13 protein-coding genes, 1 tRNA gene and 4 pseudogenes are annotated in these 16988 nt (G+C 56.7%); 12 read left to right on the top strand and 6 right to left on the bottom strand.

Annotated features, from left to right (window positions below):
• From F753_RS0125060 to F753_RS38705, 4 genes and pseudogenes are all read left to right on the top strand, one after another.
• Nucleotides 1-573, top strand: a pseudogene (locus F753_RS0125060) (DNA primase); the annotation flags it as partial.
• 67 nt (nucleotides 574-640) lie between these two features.
• The gene (gene rpoD / locus F753_RS38715; RefSeq protein ID WP_014821693.1) at nucleotides 641-2494 is read left to right on the top strand and encodes an RNA polymerase sigma factor RpoD; all 1854 of its coding nucleotides are present in this window, start codon (nucleotides 641-643) and stop codon (nucleotides 2492-2494) included.
• A 111-nt stretch (nucleotides 2495-2605) separates the two neighbouring features.
• A tRNA-Ile gene (locus tag F753_RS38710) sits at nucleotides 2606-2682 on the top strand.
• 127 nt (nucleotides 2683-2809) lie between these two features.
• Nucleotides 2810-3880 carry a tyrosine-type recombinase/integrase gene (locus F753_RS38705; protein ID WP_023445705.1) on the top strand — a complete coding sequence of 357 codons (1071 nt, stop codon included), beginning with the start codon at nucleotides 2810-2812 and terminating at the stop codon, nucleotides 3878-3880.
• A gap of 27 nt (nucleotides 3881-3907) precedes the next feature.
• On the opposite strand, the gene F753_RS50035 is transcribed toward F753_RS38705, so the two are convergent.
• A complete protein-coding gene (locus F753_RS50035; protein ID WP_245218662.1) occupies nucleotides 3908-4285 on the bottom strand; it encodes a hypothetical protein in 378 nt (125 codons plus the stop codon).
• A 192-nt stretch (nucleotides 4286-4477) separates the two neighbouring features.
• Nucleotides 4478-4597, bottom strand: a pseudogene (locus F753_RS50315) (helix-turn-helix domain-containing protein); the annotation flags it as partial.
• Between the two features lie 382 nt (nucleotides 4598-4979).
• On the opposite strand from F753_RS50315, the gene F753_RS38695 reads away from it, so the two are divergent.
• From F753_RS38695 to F753_RS0125050, 5 genes and pseudogenes are all read left to right on the top strand, one after another.
• Entirely contained in the window at nucleotides 4980-5507 is a 528-nt protein-coding gene (locus tag F753_RS38695) for a hypothetical protein (RefSeq protein ID WP_156924041.1), read from the top strand.
• A 326-nt stretch (nucleotides 5508-5833) separates the two neighbouring features.
• Nucleotides 5834-6271 carry a LexA family protein gene (locus tag F753_RS38690; RefSeq protein WP_245218661.1) on the top strand — a complete coding sequence of 146 codons (438 nt, stop codon included), beginning with the start codon at nucleotides 5834-5836 and terminating at the stop codon, nucleotides 6269-6271.
• Nucleotides 6234-6506, top strand: a pseudogene (locus F753_RS38685) (Y-family DNA polymerase); the annotation flags it as partial. The gene F753_RS38690 and the pseudogene F753_RS38685, both read left to right, overlap by 38 nt.
• 58 nt (nucleotides 6507-6564) lie before the next feature.
• Complete coding sequence (locus F753_RS0125055) at nucleotides 6565-7584, top strand: tyrosine-type recombinase/integrase (RefSeq protein ID WP_011914410.1); 1020 nt, start codon at nucleotides 6565-6567, stop codon at nucleotides 7582-7584.
• Complete coding sequence (locus F753_RS0125050; protein ID WP_011914409.1) at nucleotides 7581-9746, top strand: site-specific integrase; 2166 nt, start codon at nucleotides 7581-7583, stop codon at nucleotides 9744-9746. The genes F753_RS0125055 and F753_RS0125050 overlap by 4 nt, the downstream gene beginning before the upstream one ends.
• Nucleotides 9747-9890: 144 nt before the next feature.
• On the opposite strand, the gene F753_RS0125045 is transcribed toward F753_RS0125050, so the two are convergent.
• A complete protein-coding gene (locus F753_RS0125045; RefSeq protein WP_011914408.1) occupies nucleotides 9891-10394 on the bottom strand; it encodes a chlorite dismutase family protein in 504 nt (167 codons plus the stop codon).
• A gap of 83 nt (nucleotides 10395-10477) precedes the next feature.
• Nucleotides 10478-10840 carry a cupin domain-containing protein gene (locus F753_RS49155; protein ID WP_071534424.1) on the bottom strand — a complete coding sequence of 121 codons (363 nt, stop codon included), beginning with the start codon at nucleotides 10838-10840 and terminating at the stop codon, nucleotides 10478-10480.
• Nucleotides 10841-11289: 449 nt separating this feature from the next.
• Here F753_RS49155 and F753_RS38680 point away from each other — a divergent pair, with 449 nt between their 5' ends.
• The 3 genes from F753_RS38680 (at nucleotide 11290) to F753_RS38670 (ending at nucleotide 13500) form a co-directional block, all read left to right on the top strand.
• A complete protein-coding gene (locus F753_RS38680) occupies nucleotides 11290-12384 on the top strand; it encodes a DinB/UmuC family translesion DNA polymerase (RefSeq protein ID WP_084799387.1) in 1095 nt (364 codons plus the stop codon).
• 211 nt (nucleotides 12385-12595) lie between these two features.
• On the top strand, nucleotides 12596-13057 hold the full coding sequence (locus tag F753_RS38675; protein ID WP_023445698.1) for a hypothetical protein: 462 nt from the start codon (nucleotides 12596-12598) through the stop codon (nucleotides 13055-13057).
• A 35-nt stretch (nucleotides 13058-13092) separates the two neighbouring features.
• Nucleotides 13093-13500 carry a hypothetical protein gene (locus tag F753_RS38670; protein WP_023445697.1) on the top strand — a complete coding sequence of 136 codons (408 nt, stop codon included), beginning with the start codon at nucleotides 13093-13095 and terminating at the stop codon, nucleotides 13498-13500.
• 106 nt (nucleotides 13501-13606) lie between these two features.
• Here the strand turns inward: F753_RS38670 and F753_RS38665 are convergent.
• Together F753_RS38665 and F753_RS49590 are read right to left on the bottom strand one after the other, a co-directional pair.
• A pseudogene (locus F753_RS38665) lies at nucleotides 13607-14008 on the bottom strand (IS3 family transposase); the annotation flags it as partial.
• Between the two features lie 910 nt (nucleotides 14009-14918).
• On the bottom strand, nucleotides 14919-15101 hold the full coding sequence (locus F753_RS49590; protein WP_156924040.1) for a hypothetical protein: 183 nt from the start codon (nucleotides 15099-15101) through the stop codon (nucleotides 14919-14921).
• Nucleotides 15102-16988 lie beyond the last annotated feature (1887 nt).

Here is a 16988-nt window from a genome sequence, read left to right as displayed (position 1 = left end):
CACTCCGCCGAGACCGACTACTCCCACCCCCCCGAAGCCCCCAAGCCACAACGCGGCGAAAAAAAGGAATGGAAGAAAGACTGGAAAAAATCCGGGCAGCGACCAGACTTCAAACCTCGCGGTCCGCGTACGCCAGCTACCGTCGAGCCGCCGACCCTGACCACGCTGCGGACGCTGCTGCACCATCCGGAGCTAGCACAGAAGGTCGAGGACGTCAGCCATTTCGCCGCAGAAGACGACACATACGCACAATTGCTTGTCGCTCTGCTTGGCACGCTGCAGAAGAACCCGAAGCTGCGTAGCCTGCAGCTGATCGCCCGCTGGCATGGAACCGACCAAGGGCGACTTTTACGCGCACTTGCAGAGAAAGAATGGCTGATCTCGGCCGACAACCTTGAACAGCAGTTTTTCGACACCATTAATAGCCTTGCCGCCCGACAGCGGGAACGCCGACTCGAAAGCCTGCTGCGTAAGGCTCGCCAAGGTGAACTCAGCGCAGAGGAAAAAGACCAACTGCGTAACCTGCTGAGCCGTAATGCAATACCCGCTACACCGACCTCAACTGGCGTCTGAGGTCCTAGCTCGGCTATAATGCTCAGCTTGTTTTCAGCCCGCCAGAACCTTCAGTGGATAGGGTTATATGTCCGGAAAAGCGCAACAGCAGTCCCGCCTCAAAGAGTTGATCCAGCGTGGCCGTGAGCAGGGGTACCTGACTTACGCAGAGGTCAACGACCACCTACCGGAGGATATTTCCGATCCGGAACAGGTGGAAGACATCATTCGCATGATCAATGACATGGGTATCAATGTATTCGAGGTTGCCCCGGATGCCGATGCCCTGTTGCTGGCCGAAGCCGATACCGATGAAGCCGCTGCCGAAGAGGCCGCCGCCGCACTCGCTGCGGTCGAGACCGACATCGGTCGAACCACCGATCCCGTTCGCATGTACATGCGTGAAATGGGCACGGTCGAACTGCTGACCCGCGAAGGCGAGATCGAAATCGCCAAACGCATCGAGGAAGGCATTCGCGAAGTGATGAGCGCCATCGCTCACTTCCCCGGCACCGTCGACAGCATTCTCGCCGACTATGAGCGAGTGACGACCGAAGGTGGCCGCCTGTCCGACATCCTCAGCGGTTACATCGACCCTGACGACGACGGCGCCGCTGGTCCTCAGGAGGTCGAGCCGGAAACCCCGCAGACCACCGCGAAGCCGGCGGCCGACGACAAGGATGATGAGGAAGAGGACGATTCCGACAGCGAAGAGGAAGAAGGCGATGGCGGCCCCGACCCCGAGGTCGCGCGTATGCGTTTCGGCGCAGTCGCCGAGCAGCTGGAGAAAGCCAAGAAGGCGCTGAAGAAGCACGGCCGCGCCAGCCAGCAGGCCGTCGAGGAGCTCGAAGCACTCGCCATTCTGTTCATGCCGATCAAGCTCGTACCCAAGCAGTACGACGCACTGGTCGAGCGCGTTCGCAACGCCCTGAGCCAGATCCGCGCCCAGGAGCGCGCCATCATGCAGCTGTGCGTGCGTGACGCCCGCATGCCGCGCGCCGACTTCCTGCGTCAGTTCCCGAACAACGAGACCAATCTCGACTGGGCCGAGCAACTGGCTTCCGGCAAAGGCAAGTATGCCGAAGCCATCGGCAACCGCAAGGAAGACATCGTTCGCTGCCAGCAGAAGCTGATCGAGCTGGAACAGGAATGCGACCTGGTCATCGCTGACATCAAGGACATCAACCGTCGCATGTCCATCGGCGAGGCCAAAGCCCGCCGTGCGAAGAAAGAGATGGTTGAAGCCAACCTGCGCCTGGTCATCTCGATCGCGAAGAAGTACACCAACCGCGGCCTGCAGTTCCTTGATCTGATCCAGGAAGGCAACATCGGCCTGATGAAGGCGGTGGACAAGTTCGAATACCGCCGCGGCTACAAGTTCTCTACCTACGCCACCTGGTGGATTCGCCAGGCGATCACTCGTTCCATTGCCGACCAGGCGCGGACCATCCGTATCCCGGTTCACATGATCGAGACGATCAACAAGCTCAACCGCATCTCCCGTCAGATGCTGCAGGAAATGGGTCGCGAACCCACACCTGAAGAGCTGGGCGAACGCATGGAAATGCCCGAGGACAAGATCCGCAAGGTACTGAAGATCGCCAAAGAGCCGATCTCCATGGAAACGCCAATCGGTGACGACGAAGACTCGCACTTGGGTGACTTCATCGAAGACTCGGCCATGCAGTCGCCAATTGACGTAGCCACTGTGGAAAGCCTCAAGGAAGCCACTCGCGAAGTGCTCTCCGGCCTCACGGCTCGTGAAGCCAAGGTACTGCGCATGCGCTTCGGCATCGACATGAACACCGACCACACCCTCGAGGAAGTCGGCAAGCAGTTCGATGTCACCCGCGAGCGAATCCGTCAGATCGAAGCCAAGGCGCTGCGCAAGCTGCGCCACCCGACGAGAAGCGAGCATCTGCGCTCCTTCCTCGACGAGTAAGACCAGAACCCCCGGCATGCCGGGGGTTCTTTTTTCTGCCGTATGCCTCGGAGCAGCTAGCTTCGATTGGCGCAGCCGCCATACCGCCGGTATAATCCGCCGGCCTTCTGGGGGCCTATAGCTCAGTTGGTTAGAGCAGAGGACTCATAATCCTTTGGTCCACGGTTCGAGTCCGTGTGGGCCCACCACCTTCAAAGCCGCGTACCGTGCGGCTTTTCTTTGTCTGCTGGAAAAGTCAGCAACACAGTCCTATATTCCAAAGGTACAAATTCGGTACAGTGCTGGTACAGCGGCACGCCTTTGGAGCTCAAAATCATGGCCACGATTGTCAAAACCGAAGCTGGTACATGGAAAGCCTTGGTTCGCAAAACCGGCTGGCCGACCAACACCAAAACCTTCCGCACCAAACGCGACGCAGAGGACTGGGCACGCCGCACCGAAGACGAAATGGTCAGGGGCGTATACATCCAGCGCAGCGGCTCCGAGCGCATGACCCTGGAGATGGCGCTGAAGCGCTACCTGAGCGAAGTCAGCCCAACCAAGAAGCCAACCACTCAGCGCGCCGAAGCCACCAAAGCCCAGCAGTTGATCAGCCACCTGGGCAAATACTCCATGGCTGCCCTCTCGGCTGAGATCATCGCCAGCTACCGCGATACGCGCCTGGCATCGATTACCAATCGCGGCAAGCCCACCAGCAACAACACCGTGCGCCTGGAACTGGCTCTACTCAGCCACCTGTTCACCGTGGCAATTCAGGAATGGGGCCTGGGCCTGAGCTTCAATCCGGTGCTGAACATCCGCAAACCGAGCCCCGGAGAAGGCCGCGACCGGCGTTTGTCTGCAGAAGAAGAACGCCGCCTGCTGACAGCCGTAAACAATCACAGCAACCCAATGCTCGGCTGGATCGTCCGCATAGCTCTGGAAACCGGCATGCGCTCGTCCGAGATTACATCCCTGCGCCGGCATCAGGTCGACATGAAAAAGCGCGTAGTGCGCCTCTCAGACACCAAGAACGACAGCGCACGCACCGTCCCACTCAGCAAATGGGCTACAGAGACCTTCCAAGCAGCGCTGAACAACCCCGTGCGACCCATTGACTGCGACCTGGTGTTCTTTGGCGAACCGGGCAAGAACGGCAAGCGTAGCCCCTACGCGTTTACCAAAACCTGGGGACTGCTGAAGACCAAACTGGGCATGCCTGATCTACGCTTCCATGACCTACGGCACGAAGCGGTAAGCCGATTGGTCGAGGGCGGCCTATCCGACCAGGAGGTGTCCGCCATCAGCGGCCACAAGTCGATGCAGATGCTGAAGCGCTACACGCACCTGCGAGCAGAGGATCTGGTCAGCAGGCTCGATAACCTAACTAACACACGTGAGTCCTGATCTTGATCGGCCCCCAGCATGTGGCCCCTACCTACAAGTTTTCGCAGCAATATCTGCAGCATCTTCAGCCGAGAGCCCTTTTCTCATCAGCTCGTCTCGATAGGCATGCTCGCTCAGGACGAGTGTTTTCCCATGGGCTCGCCTGCCATTGAGCTTTGCCTGTACTGCACCCCATAGCCATTGTTCAGGGGTGGTTCGAATCATGCCCCGTACCATTGTCCGCGCCAATCCATCCAACAATCCCTGGGCCTGCGCCTCATCTAGCTCGGCGACAAGCGCAGCACACCGGCGCTGCTCCAAATCCCCCAAACCAAATGGGAATCGCAGCGAATGGGGTGGCGCGATGGCCTGGAATCCGCTTAGGGTTTGATTTTTTGGTTCTTGTGGTGGTTGTTGGTACGACATAGCCCTGTCACCCCGACCACGACGCGTTTTTGTCACCCCCGGCGGTGCCTGCGGAGTCACCCCCGCGTCAATGCCCCTTGGGGCGGGTGACAATTTGTCGGGGCCTTGATTATCAAGCATTATTAATCGATAACCATTCGATAACTGACGCCCCTCCTCACTGTAGCGATAGCTTGACTCTAGCAGTCCCGCTGCTATCAAATTCTTCATAACCCGCTGTACTGTCCGCTCCGAAACACAACATTTCCTAGCTACAGTTTTGATTTTTGGCCAGCAGTACCCTGTGTCATCAGCCGCATCAGCCAGGGCCATGAGGACCAGTTTTGGACTGCACGCCAGCCGTTGCCCCCACACCCAATTCATCGCCCGGATACTCACAGATACGATCACTCCCCATCGATGAATCTGGCAACCTCAGCCACTCGGAATAGCAACCTACGCCCAATTTTTCGCCGCGCTGGACGTAACCCCTCAGCCAGCTCGTTATCACCGTTAAGCGTGATGCGTAGCCCATCTGGACTGCGGTCTAGAATCTGCGCTAGCTGCTCTAGGGTGAGGAGCGGTGTGTTGAATTGCGCCAGTAGTATCGTTTCGGTATCAGTCATGCTAGCCCCCTCTATAATGCTATACTTCAGACATATACTCGCGATGCTAGGATATATTATCCTAGATAAATGCTTATAGGTGAACTAATTTGGATTTTTACGAGCGGTTTCAATCTATCCTGAGAGCACATACCAGCGACGCCAGACGTTGGTCGGAAATGGAGGCGCTTACAGGCATTCCCGCAACCAGCTGGAATAAGGCATTTCACGGCAAACAGCGTCCGACATTAGAGATGCTGCTAGCCGTGGCTCGGCTCTGGCCTGACTACGCCTTTTGGCTCATGACCGGCGTAACAGACGCGAAGCACGGTCACGTTTCATGTAGGAAAGCGGCGGCGAAGTCTTTTTATCCAGAACGGTCGTTCCGGAGGCGGAAAGCCGCCAGAGGCTATTTCCTACACCTCATCGAAATGTTCAACCGGACCTATGGCGATGGAGACGGGTTCGAAAGCGATGCGGAGGAGCTAGAGGCAAGGGCAGAACTCGCTCTATTAGAGCTGGCACGAGACAATGAAGAGCAATTGCTTAACAACCCCACTCGGCTTGAAGAGCTCGTGAAACTCTATCAAGCCGCCAAAAATGAATTGGATTCGCCAGCACCCACAGATGAGCCGTAGTGGAATGTTTACCGAAACCCCGTGCATACCTCGGCAGCTCTAGACTACTGGCCAAATACCGCTTGGATATGCACACGCAAGTGGATCAGTTGTAGGGTCTCAGCGGGGTATCCCAATACGTACAGCTTGCAGCCAGTGGCACTGCTAGCAGCGTTTCATCCCATCCAGGCAGGAGCTATTGTGCTTCGCCCAGCTCATTCACATACGCCGACAAGCTTTGTCGTTGAACGAAGCGTCCGCACATACCTCCTCCCGTCACTTTCGATTTGACTGCACGCTGCCGCCAACAAATACTGTTTATCCATCCAGTACTCAAGATGCATCCCGTGGACAGCATTTCGATCCTCGGACCCGTCGCGCCCTCTCCGACGACCATCCCGTTTTTTCTGCCGACTGTACCGGCAGGATTCCCCAGCCCGGCACAAGATCACATCGAGCAACGGGTCTCGCTGGATGAACTGTTCCAGCTGCATCGCCCGCAGATTTATCTCGCTCAGGTTTCAGGCCATAGCCTGACGGGCTTAGGCATTCTCGACGGCGACCTTGTGCTGATCGACAAAGCGCTGCAACCGCGTCGCGAAGACGTGGTCATTGCCTGCCTCAACGGCGATCCATTGATCAAGATTTTCGACATCGAGCAGCAGCAGGTGGTGCTCCGCTCTGCTAATCCGGCCTACCCGCCTCGCTATGTGCTGGAGGGCGAGGAACTGCAAATCTGGGGCGTGTATGTCGGTCTGTGCCGACAGGGGCGCAATTGTGGCTGAACGTATTTTCGCCCTGATTGACTGCAACTCGTTCTACTGCAGTTGCGAGAGAGTTTTTCGTCCCGACCTGATCCGCACGCCCATTGTGGTGCTGTCGAACAACGATGGCTGCGTGGTCAGCCGCACGCCTGAGGCCAAGGCGCTCGGGATCAAGATGGGCGAGCCGTGGTTTCAAGTGCGCCGACGTTTTGAGGCAGCCGGTGGCGTTGCGTTCAGCTCGAACTATGCGCTTTATTAAGTTAGGTGGAATGCTTTTGAGCTAGGCTGAATCCGTTGACGCTCAGGGGGCGCCCATGACCACCACCCCATTGCACAAGCAAGTGTTAAGTCGTTATTCCAGTGTACAAGCTTGGCTGGAGCTCTTGGGTAATCTGGGGCGTGCGCCGGCCACCCTTGACGCCTATGGCCGTGCCCTTGCGCATTACTTATTGCATTGCGAAGGGAGTGGGCTGAAACCCGAATCCGCGACATTCGAACAAGTCACGCTCTACATCCGTGAGCTGCTACCTGGCGCAAAGAGCGCGGTGGCGAATTCAACCTTGCACCAGCGGCTTACTGCTATCCGGTTGTGGTACGACCACCTCGTTTTTCAGGGTCTTTGCGAGCACAACCCCGTGCCCCGCGGACAGCATGGTCGGCTGGCCCAAGTGCCTGGACATGGAGGGTTTGTCAGGGGCTTGCTCCCACGGCTGATTAAGTTGCCAGACATTCCCACCGATGAGCAGTGGCGACACTTTCTCAGTATTGCGGCCAGGTCGTCTATCCGTGATCGACTAATGCTGTCGTTGGCGTATTTCGGGGCTCTTCGCCGTGCCGAGTTGGTGGCCTTGCGTATTGAGGATTTAGACGTTGCACACCGACTGATCTCGGTGCGAGCGGAAACGACCAAAGGCAAACGCAGCCGCGTCGTGTGCTACAGCCCAGACATTGCACCTGTCTTGATAGAGCATCTACATGCTCTTCGCGGCGCTGGCTGGATGCGAGGTTCGTTGTTTCGATCAGCATCAGATCGTAATCGAGGCTCGCCACTGTCCCGTTGGGCGTGGAGTAAAACGGTTGAAGGGTGGGCCAAGGAAGCGAAACTATCGCACCTGAGCACTCATACCTTTCGCCACCTTCGGCTTACCCATCTGGCCCGTGCGGGCTGGAAGCTCCATGAACTGACCACGTATGCTGGACATCGAGACCCCAAAACCACTTTGATTTACCTGCACCTATCTGGCGCGGATTTAACCGCAAAGATGGCGCACTCCGTCGGCAGTCTCGATGCTCGGATGTTCTGTGAACTCTTTGGGTCTGAGGCATTGCTATGAGCACCCCCTCAGTCACCCCTTATGTTCCGTTCGACGCGAGCAAGTACGTACGTCAGAGCGATCTATCGAAAATCGAGCTGAGCATACTTTCGAATCGCTCTCACCGTTCAGACTGGGGCTACCTCCAATCAGAGATACCTGAGCTCATGAGGCCGCTAGCTGATATAGCGGCGCACAGCGGCGTTTCTCAGCGATTAGCCATTTCATCAGTGGCAGTCATTCTCTGGAATGTCAGCAAAACCGGTAAACCCTACTGGTGTTGGTCTGAGTCGCAGTGGTTGACCTTGCTCAGTAATCGAGCAGGATCACGACCATATCTCGCTTCCGTTGCTTACCATCTCGGCGATTTTCGAACCCCGCAGCGTATCGCCAAATTCCGGCAGCCGGCGATATATGCTTCTTTTATCTTCGGCCATGCCGTGTTCAGACATGAGCACGTTCGCTTGAGCCAAGCGTTGAGATCGCTGGGCTACGCTGCTCGCCATCTTGAGCAGTTCCTTTCCAACGTGCTGGGTGCCTTGATGCTGGAAAACGGCGATCCGCGGTTGGAGACATTCACCGAGGAACTGCTACTGAAGGGCCAACAGCATCGAAGCGAAGGTGTCGCGAGATCGGTCGGAAAGGTATCTCACGGCCTCGCTGCCATGGGGATTTTGGCGAAACCTTTACGCATGCGAGGCTATACCTGTTGGCGGGCGAAAAGCATCGAAGGCATCGATCCGACTTGGGCAATGTGGTGCCGTCGATGGCGAGACACTTCCACCTTGCGTCCACGCACACGTGAAAGCAATTACAGTTTTATCTTGAGGACCGGTGTCTGGCTAGCGCGCGAGCAATCAGGAATGGCGGCGCCTACCGATTGGAGCATGTCCACTTGCGCTGCATTTATTGCTGCCGTCGACCGGATGACGGTCGGTGAGTGGGCTTTGGAGTCAGCGAAGGGAACACAGCTAAAGGGGCTTGGTCAGCCTATCGCTGCCAACTCGAAGCGCGGCTTTCTACATGCCTTGCGACGATTTTTTACAGACTTTGAACTCTGGGGATGGGGTCGTTTGAAGTTCAGCCCCCGGCATCACCTCGCCACCCCGCGATCCGTGACATTCAACTCGGGTATCAACCCGCGGGTAATTGATGACTCGACCTGGCTCAAGCTGATTTGGGCGAGTCTAAATCTTGAGCGTAGTGATCTGCTTTCGGAGATTCACTATCCGCTGTCGATGGTTCAAGCCATTGCTGTAGTGTGGACGCACGCTGGTTTGCGCAGCAATGAAATCATGCGCTTGGATAAAAGATGCGCGCATCCTCAGACCAATGATGTGGTACACGAGGATGGGACCATCGTTCCAGCAAAAACTTTATGCTATCTCGATATTCCTGCCAGCAAGACGTTCAAAGCTTTCGTCAAACCTGTAGCGGTGGTCGTGAAGGAGCGCATTGACGCCTGGCTGGAGGACAGGCCTGCTAACCAGGCCGCTTTGCTGGATGAGCGAACCGGGGAAAAAGTTAGCTACCTATTTCAGTTTCGAGGCAAGCGCATAGGCTCCAGTGTCATTAATGGCACCATCATTCCAATGCTATGCGCCAAGGCGGGTGTGCCACTGGAGGACAGTCGCGGGCGAATCACCAGCCACCGGGGACGTGCCTCCGCAGTGACGGCGCTCGCCAGCGTCCCTCAGGGCATGTCGCTGATCGAGCTAATGCAGTGGTCGGGACATAGCTCGCCGAATTCGACTTTGCATTACATTCGAATTCGGCCTACCAAGCTGGCAGCATCCTTCGTTAAAGCCGATCAAATGGCCCATATGGTCTCCGTTTTGATCGATCATGACGTAATTGTTCGCCATTCAGATGCCCCCTACACCTTCTATGACTTGGGCGACTCGTATTGTTCAAATCCCTTCTGGAGCAGCTGCCCACATCGCATGGCCTGTGCGGGGTGTGACTTCAACTTGCCGAAAGCCAGCGCAAGGGCCCAAGCATTGGAAAGCAAATCGTCTATCGGACGGTACTTGGAGGCCGTGCCTTTAACTCCCGACGAGCGAGCCATTGCCGAGGGCGACTTGGAAAAGCTGGAGAGCCTCATTCGAAAGCTGGACAATGTGCCGGCTCTAGACGGCAGGATGCCGAGGAGATCGATGAGAGAAAGAGGAGGCTATAAGTAGAAAAGTTCTTAAGCGACTAGTGGCTCGCTAGACATACCTGTCGCGTTACTCCTAAGTTATGCGACACACTAGATTTTTCGGGGTTTTGCTGGGCTGCGGGTGTCGCAGGAGTGTGCCGCACGTAGATCGAAGTTAAACCTGATGCTAGGCCGGCTCATGCACTAGCCGGATGTCGATTTCTCTGTCGACATACTGCCACTCCACCGAGGCTCGGAGTTCGGCCAGAAGCCTGTTAAAGGCCGTCTCATCAGACGGGGAATATTCGAACCAAGTCAAGAAGTCGAAGGGTTCGTTCTCGCCCAGGTCCCGACAATGGTGGAGGCGGCGGGCCACAGCAGGGAGATATTGGAGCCCGATGTGAATGTGACGGGACTGTTCCTCAAAAATCTTCCGGCGTTCGTCTTGAGACAGTCCCCACCATGAGGGGTTTTTCCGGATAGGGATCAGGGCGGCGCAGGTAGCCTCTGCTCGACCCAAGCTTGGCTGCTTCGCCACGAGACGATCCTTCTCTTCACGCACGACATAGCGCTCGTTACTCGTTATCCCGCGAAGGAGCCATTTGGTGCCCGGAGGCTGCGGCGAAACAGAGCCAGCGGCTACGTTGAGCCGTGGGATTCCAGGGAGAGGGGCTCCTGCCACGGCATTCATCGCAACAACGCGCCAAACCCCCGTTTCTCCACCAGCGAACGTAAATACTCGTGTATTCATCAGGTTCCTCTCAGGCCTTTCGCCTATTTCTCAGATAACGCAAAACCTGCACTGCCCGGCGCAACCACGGAGACAAATATGAAAGGTCCTGGACCAGAGTTCACGGCACCATGTACTTGCCCAGGTTTTGCAATGGCAATATCTCCAGCTTTAAGATGAATTTCTACGCCGTTGCCTTGATAATACTTGGCCTCACCTGAGATAACCGTCCAAGTATCTTGGCCGTGAGGATGGACATGGGCAGCTATTTCCTGCCTAGGGTAGGCGTGCCAAACTACAACGACAGAATCGTTGGTCTCCAGAACAACTGAACGGATCGGTTCGCCGTTAGACGGACGGACATATTCGTCCACCGAAAAAATCCGCGATTCCGTTTCTGCTTTCATGTTCACACTCCATTCCTGCACCGCAAGGTGACGTGCATCTGGCACTAACACCAAGACGAAGCCTTGATCTTGATGGGGGCGGAGAAGCTCGACACGCCGAACGGCATCATGAAGAGCACTTTCATGCGGCACCAACCATTTCTTTTAACGACACGAGGCTCGTATGCACATGACGATATGTACTTGAGCGCCTTTCGGAAAAGCTATGTTATAGGACGGAGACCGTCAATACTCCGTCGTGGGTAGGCATGACAGAACGGTAGGATAACGGCGACGTTTTGGTCATATGTACATGGGAGGGCGGTTCACCGCTCGGCAGGGGTGTTGTCGATGGACAGGTGTCCGCCTTCGATGTAACAGATCAGCTTTGACCGGTTACTAACAGGATGACCGGATGATCCGGTGAGCGACGGCGATCTCCTCAGAAGCTACAGCCATACCGGTTGGGTATGAGAAGCTCCAAGGGCGAGCATGGCCCGGTTCTTATTGACTTTCTATTACACATAAACGGCGACATCAGCGAGCGCGTGATGACCGTCATCGAGGGCTTGGTGCCGCAACTGGAGGTGTACAGCATCGACGAAGCCTTTGCAGAGCTAACCGGTATCCAAACAGATCGGGTACGCATGGGGCGGGAGATCCGCTCACAGATTATCGCCGCAACGGGCATTCCCACTGGAGTCGGCATTGCTCCGACCAAGACGCTGGCGAAACTCGCCAACTTTGCCGCGAAACGCTGGCAGCGACAAACCGGCGGCGTAGTGGACATCACCGATCCAAAACGGCGGGACAAACTGCTGCAAGCCGTGGCGGTAAACGAAGTCTGGGGGGTTGGTCGGCGACTCACTGAGCGCCTCGGTGAAATGGGCATACGCACGGCCTGGCAACTGGCCGAGGCAGACGCTTGGACCCTGCGGAAACAATTCAGCGTGGTGCTGGAAAAAACCGCACGCGAACTGCGGGGCACGCCCTGCCTGGAGCTGGACGGCATTGCGCCACCTAAACAGGAAATCTGCTGCAGCCGCATGTTCGGCGAGCGCCTGGACGAGTTGGCTCCTATCCGCGAGGCGGTGGCCAGCTATGCCGCTCGGGCCTGCGAGAAATTGCGTGCTCAGGGCTCGGTTTGCAAGCGAGTACGGGTCAGCATCCGCACCGGTATGTTCAATCCGGACGAGCCTAAATTCGCCAAGGGCATGCTGTGCGAGCTGCCCTACCCCACCGACGACACTCGACTGATCACCCAGGCCGCGCTTGCCGGCCTCGACAAGCTGTATCGCCCAGGTTTCGCTTTCTCAAAAGCGGAAGTGCTGCTGATGGATCTGTGCGGGCGCGGTGAATTCACCGACGACCTGTTCGCCTCCAGTCAGCCAGCTAATTCGGAGAAGGTGATGGCCGTGCTTGATTCGATCAACGCCAAATGGGGACGGGGAACGTTGCGACCTGGTGTGGTACCAGCAGCCCCCGCCTGGAGCATGCGTCGCGAGCTGATGAGCCAGAGTTTCACGACGCGAGTAGATCAATTGTGGCGGGTATCCGCGCGGTAACCGGCATCGCACGCCTGCTGTGCTGCTTCTCCTGGAAGGGAAAGGGCCTGGCTGCGGTAATGGTTTGCTGATCCGAGCCGTGCTTGTGCTCCCCTACGCACCCGAGCTTGCAATAGATGATCCGTCTCCAAGGCGGTATGCGATCTTACCCATGCCTTGGGTTATTTGGGGTTCAGGAGATGCTGAAACCAACTAAACCGAGGAGCTAGCCATGAACCTGTTTACGCACATTGCCAATCTCATCACCTCTGTCGTCCGGCCAGAAAAAGCGGCATTCACCACGGTCATCTATCCCAGCCAGGGAAAAGCGGTCGTGGTGCATGACGGCCTTGGTATTCGCCAGGAACGTTGGTGGTATCAGGTCGATTCGCTGGAAGATGGGGACACGAGTACGTCGTTCGACAGCATCCTGCAGGATCACACTAACTGGGCTGATTCATTTGACCCGGTAGGCCAGACCCAAGCCGAGGATACTTTCTCAGCTTTCTCATCGACCCACTTCGAACCCATGGAAACCTTCTGGCTCAATCCCGCCAACGGAATGCCCATGCTCGACAGCTGTTTCGATGTCATGGGTAACGCGTTCGGCACGGACACGATGACTGACAGCCTGTCGTTTGATCACGGTATGAGCAGCTTCGGAGACAGTTTTTCGTCCTTCGGTTTCGACTAACGGGCAGTCGCCACAGCACTCAGAGGAGTTTGATCATGTCGTCACTTGCACTGGCTGTTAGCTTCATCCTCGTCTTCGCCATCGGAATTTCCTGGCTAGCCCTGACATTCGATGCACGCATTGAACGCAGTAGGCTCGTTCGGCAGATTCCGTTGCCACTGGACGTTCCGGCATCTGGCCATCGTCGCAATCCACAATCCCGACTCCAACCAGTGTTGGCGGTAACAGGCTGCATGCTGCTACTGCTTTCGGGAATGAGTGCCGCCATCCTCGGCAGGCTGGCCACCATGCAACCGGCGGAAGCGGCAGCGGTGTTCTTCGCGTATCCGCTGCTGAAAAGCCTCTGGGGGCAAATCATGGGCGTGGGGCCAATCGTCTGCGTCGTCCTGGCCGTACCCGGAACCTATTGTATTTGTGCCGGACTCAGGAGCGATAAACGCTGAGACCAGCGTTGCCGTTTGACCTCCACCTTGGCAACGGGATCGCGTTTAAGGATGCTTTTCAGTCAGACAGCACCATAGCGTTGCCACCGGACAGCCACTACGGCAACACGTCGATGACGAAAGCCACATAGACGAAGCCCTGCCAAGAACTGACGTAGGTGAAGTCCGATACCCAGAGCGCGTTTGGCCGCTCGGCGCGGAACTGGCGATTGACCTTGTCCAGCGGGCACGGAGTCGCCTTGTCGCTGACGGTAGTCATGACCGGTTTGCCGCGTACGACGCCTTTGAGCCCCGGCCGACGCATCAGTCACTCCACCGTACAGCGCGTCGCTACCACGCCTTCACGCCTGAGTTGGCGCCAGACCTTGCGCGCACCGTAGACGTGGAAGTATTCGTCCCAGACCCGCTGGATATGCATGTTCAACACATCGTCATGTCGTACTCGCCGAGAACGCCGCTCGGGGTCGGTCTGGCAGCATGCATGCGCGTAGTAGGTCGATTGAGCGATGGCAGCACCCGGCAGGGTCTGACGCTTTTCCCTGGATGGGACAGCTTTTCCCTACCAGCGGTGACACAACCCAACGGGTATTACCGCCTCATGACTACAGATTCGCCCCTCAGCGTTCCCTTGTGCTGGACGTGATACAGCACGAAGTTCTGTGAATGATCATGCTCGACCACTATTCACATAGAAAATTATTCAAAACCGAATAATTCAGAATAATTTTTCTCGGCGGCTATTTCGGCCCGTGCGACACGAGCTGCGGAGCCAGCGCTTCTACCCTAATCGACTCTTTGGTATCCAATAGCCATATGCATATCTCTTCACCAGCAGCCCCACAGGGCCGCTGAGAGCAATTCAGCGGACGTTTCATGGGAATCATCCGCTGCGCGACACATGTTCACAGCCGTTGTTGCTCGAACGTAATCCGGTTCATCAGGCAGTATTCCACCGGGTACCCGTTCCGGTACTTCTCACGCTGAAGATCACGCCCCACGAAGTAGCAGGTGCCAACCGTGAACCGCACTCCACCCGAGGGGTACTTGCGGCTCTGCAGGCAGGCTCGCTCGCCCTGGATCGAGAACCCCGTGATGTCCGCCCAGAGAAAACTCACTCCGCCGCACTCAAGCCCAACGTCCGTTACCGTCAGAATCTCTTGTGGATCTCTGCCGCCAGCCGCCTGCGCAAAGAACCTCCCGTTCGGTAGGGTCGGGGGGAAATACTCGCCTGGTGACACTTCTCGGAATTCCACCATCAGCCTCGCTTGCCAAGCGCCCCGGCCAAACCCGTCAGCGCGTATCGATAAAATTGCAGCGCCAACGTCCCAGCGCACACAACACCCACCAATGCAAAACCTGCCGCCACTACCCCGTGGATAACCTCTGTCCACGGGCCAAATCCCGGTAGCCAGCCAATCTCAAATCCGCCCATCACTATCTCCCGCCTCGGTACCGCAAAGACGCGCATGCAATTCACGCACACGCACAATTTCTCGCCGCGCATCAGCCAACAGGTATCTGCTCACCACCAGCACGATCAGCACCACCAGCACGCCAATACCCAGCGCCATTAAACTCCCCGCAAATAGCTCCAGCACCATCCAAATTCCCCACGCGATTTATCCACGGTGCTACCATCTTCACACCCCCTCGGGCATACCCAAATGCCCTGCGCCTTCCACAGGCATCGCTTACATCCGCTACGCGACACGGTTTCCAGCTTTTTTCTTCAAAAAACCATCTCGTAATAGATTTATAAGGAACTTACTCGCTTTTTTTCGGGTAAGGGGGAAGTGCTTTCACTACGTGCAAGTTCGGGGGAAGTGGCTGGAACCCGCGCCATTGCTGCGTTTGAGCACTTCCCCCTAATGCGTAATTCCCCATAACCACTACGCACTTCCCCCGAACGGGGGAATTCACTTCCCCATAACCGATTTTCGTTCGGGGGAAGTGGCTGGAACCCGCGCCATTGCTGCGTTTGAGCACTTCCCCCTAATGCGTAATTCCCCATAACCACTACGCACTTCCCCCGAACGGGGGAATTCACTTCCCCATAACCGATTTTCGTTCGGGGGAAGTGGCTGGAACCCGCGCCATTGCTGCGTTTGAGCACTTCCCCCTAATGCGTAATTCCCCATAACCACTACGCACTTCCCCCGAACGGGGGAATTCACTTCCCCATAACCGATTTTCGTTCGGGGGAAGTGGCTGGAACCCGCGCCATTGCTGCGTTTGAGCACTTCCCCCTAATGCGTAATTCCCCATAACCACTACGCACTTCCCCCGAACGGGGGAATTCACTTCCCCATAACCGATTTTCGTTCGGGGGAAGTGGCTGGAACCCGCGCCATTGCTGCGTTTGAGCACTTCCCCCTAATGCGTAATTCCCCATAACCACTACGCACTTCCCCCGAACGGGGGAATTCACTTCCCCATAACCGATTTTCGTTCGGGGGAAGTGGCTGGAACCCGCGCCATTGCTGCGTTTGAGCACTTCCCCCTAATGCGTAATTCCCCATAACCACTACGCACTTCCCCCGAACGGGGGAATTCACTTCCCCATAACCGATTTTCGTTCGGGGGAAGTGGCTGGAACCCGCGCCATTGCTGCGTTTGAGCACTTCCCCCTAATGCGTAATTCCCCATAACCACTACGCACTTCCCCCGAACGGGGGAATTCACTTCCCCATAACCGATTTTCGTTCGGGGGAAGTGGCTGGAACCCGCGCCATTGCTGCGTTTGAGCACTTCCCCCTAATGCGTAATTCCCCATAACCACTACGCACTTCCCCCGAACGGGGGAATTCACTTCCCCATAACCGATTTTCGTTCGGGGGAAGTGGCTGGAACCCGCGCCATTGCTGCGTTTGAGCACTTCCCCCTAATGCGTAATTCCCCATAACCACTACGCACTTCCCCCGAACGGGGGAATTCACTTCCCCATAACCGATTTTCGTTCGGGGGAAGTGGCTGGAACCCGCGCCATTGCTGCGTTTGAGCACTTCCCCCTAATGCGTAATTCCCCATAACCACTACGCACTTCCCCCGAACGGGGGAATTCACTTCCCCATAACCGATTTTCGTTCGGGGGAAGTGGCTGGAACCCGCGCCATTGCTGCGTTTGAGCACTTCCCCCTAATGCGTAATTCCCCATAACCACTACGCACTTCCCCCGAACGGGGGAATTCACTTCCCCATAACCGATTTTCGTTCGGGGGAAGTGGCTGGAACCCGCGCCATTGCTGCGTTTGAGCACTTCCCCCTAATGCGTAATTCCCCATAACCACTACGCACTTCCCCCGAACGGGGGAATTCACTTCCCCATAACCGATTTTCGTTCGGGGGAAGTGGCTGGAACCCGCGCCATTGCTGCGTTTGAGCACTTCCCCCTAATGCGTAATTCCCCATAACCACTACGCACTTCCCCCGAACGGGGGAATTCACTTCCCCATAACCGATTTTCGTTCGGGGGAAGTGGCTGGAACCCG

Origin of the sequence: Stutzerimonas chloritidismutans AW-1 (genome assembly GCF_000495915.1) — a bacterium.
GTDB lineage: Bacteria > Pseudomonadota > Gammaproteobacteria > Pseudomonadales > Pseudomonadaceae > Stutzerimonas > Stutzerimonas chloritidismutans.
The sequence above is the reverse complement of the archived record's forward strand: the minus strand, read 5'-3'. Positions and strand labels throughout refer to the sequence as shown.

What these genes read in the sequence shown, in the direction of transcription:
- F753_RS49155 (WP_071534424.1), bottom strand. Translation starts at nt 10,840, where the DNA reads ATGAAAGCAGAAACGGAATCGCGGATTTTTTCGGTGGACGAATATGTC.
- F753_RS38680 (WP_084799387.1), top strand. Translation starts at nt 11,290, where the DNA reads ATGAGAAGCTCCAAGGGCGAGCATGGCCCGGTTCTTATTGACTTTCTA.
- F753_RS38675 (WP_023445698.1), top strand. Translation starts at nt 12,596, where the DNA reads ATGAACCTGTTTACGCACATTGCCAATCTCATCACCTCTGTCGTCCGG.
- F753_RS0125045 (WP_011914408.1), bottom strand. Translation starts at nt 10,394, where the DNA reads ATGAATGCCGTGGCAGGAGCCCCTCTCCCTGGAATCCCACGGCTCAAC.
- F753_RS0125050 (WP_011914409.1), top strand. Translation starts at nt 7,581, where the DNA reads ATGAGCACCCCCTCAGTCACCCCTTATGTTCCGTTCGACGCGAGCAAG.
- F753_RS49590 (WP_156924040.1), bottom strand. Translation starts at nt 15,101, where the DNA reads ATGGTGCTGGAGCTATTTGCGGGGAGTTTAATGGCGCTGGGTATTGGC.
- rpoD (WP_014821693.1), top strand. Translation starts at nt 641, where the DNA reads ATGTCCGGAAAAGCGCAACAGCAGTCCCGCCTCAAAGAGTTGATCCAG.
- F753_RS38705 (WP_023445705.1), top strand. Translation starts at nt 2,810, where the DNA reads ATGGCCACGATTGTCAAAACCGAAGCTGGTACATGGAAAGCCTTGGTT.
- F753_RS50035 (WP_245218662.1), bottom strand. Translation starts at nt 4,285, where the DNA reads ATGTCGTACCAACAACCACCACAAGAACCAAAAAATCAAACCCTAAGC.
- F753_RS0125055 (WP_011914410.1), top strand. Translation starts at nt 6,565, where the DNA reads ATGACCACCACCCCATTGCACAAGCAAGTGTTAAGTCGTTATTCCAGT.
- F753_RS38670 (WP_023445697.1), top strand. Translation starts at nt 13,093, where the DNA reads ATGTCGTCACTTGCACTGGCTGTTAGCTTCATCCTCGTCTTCGCCATC.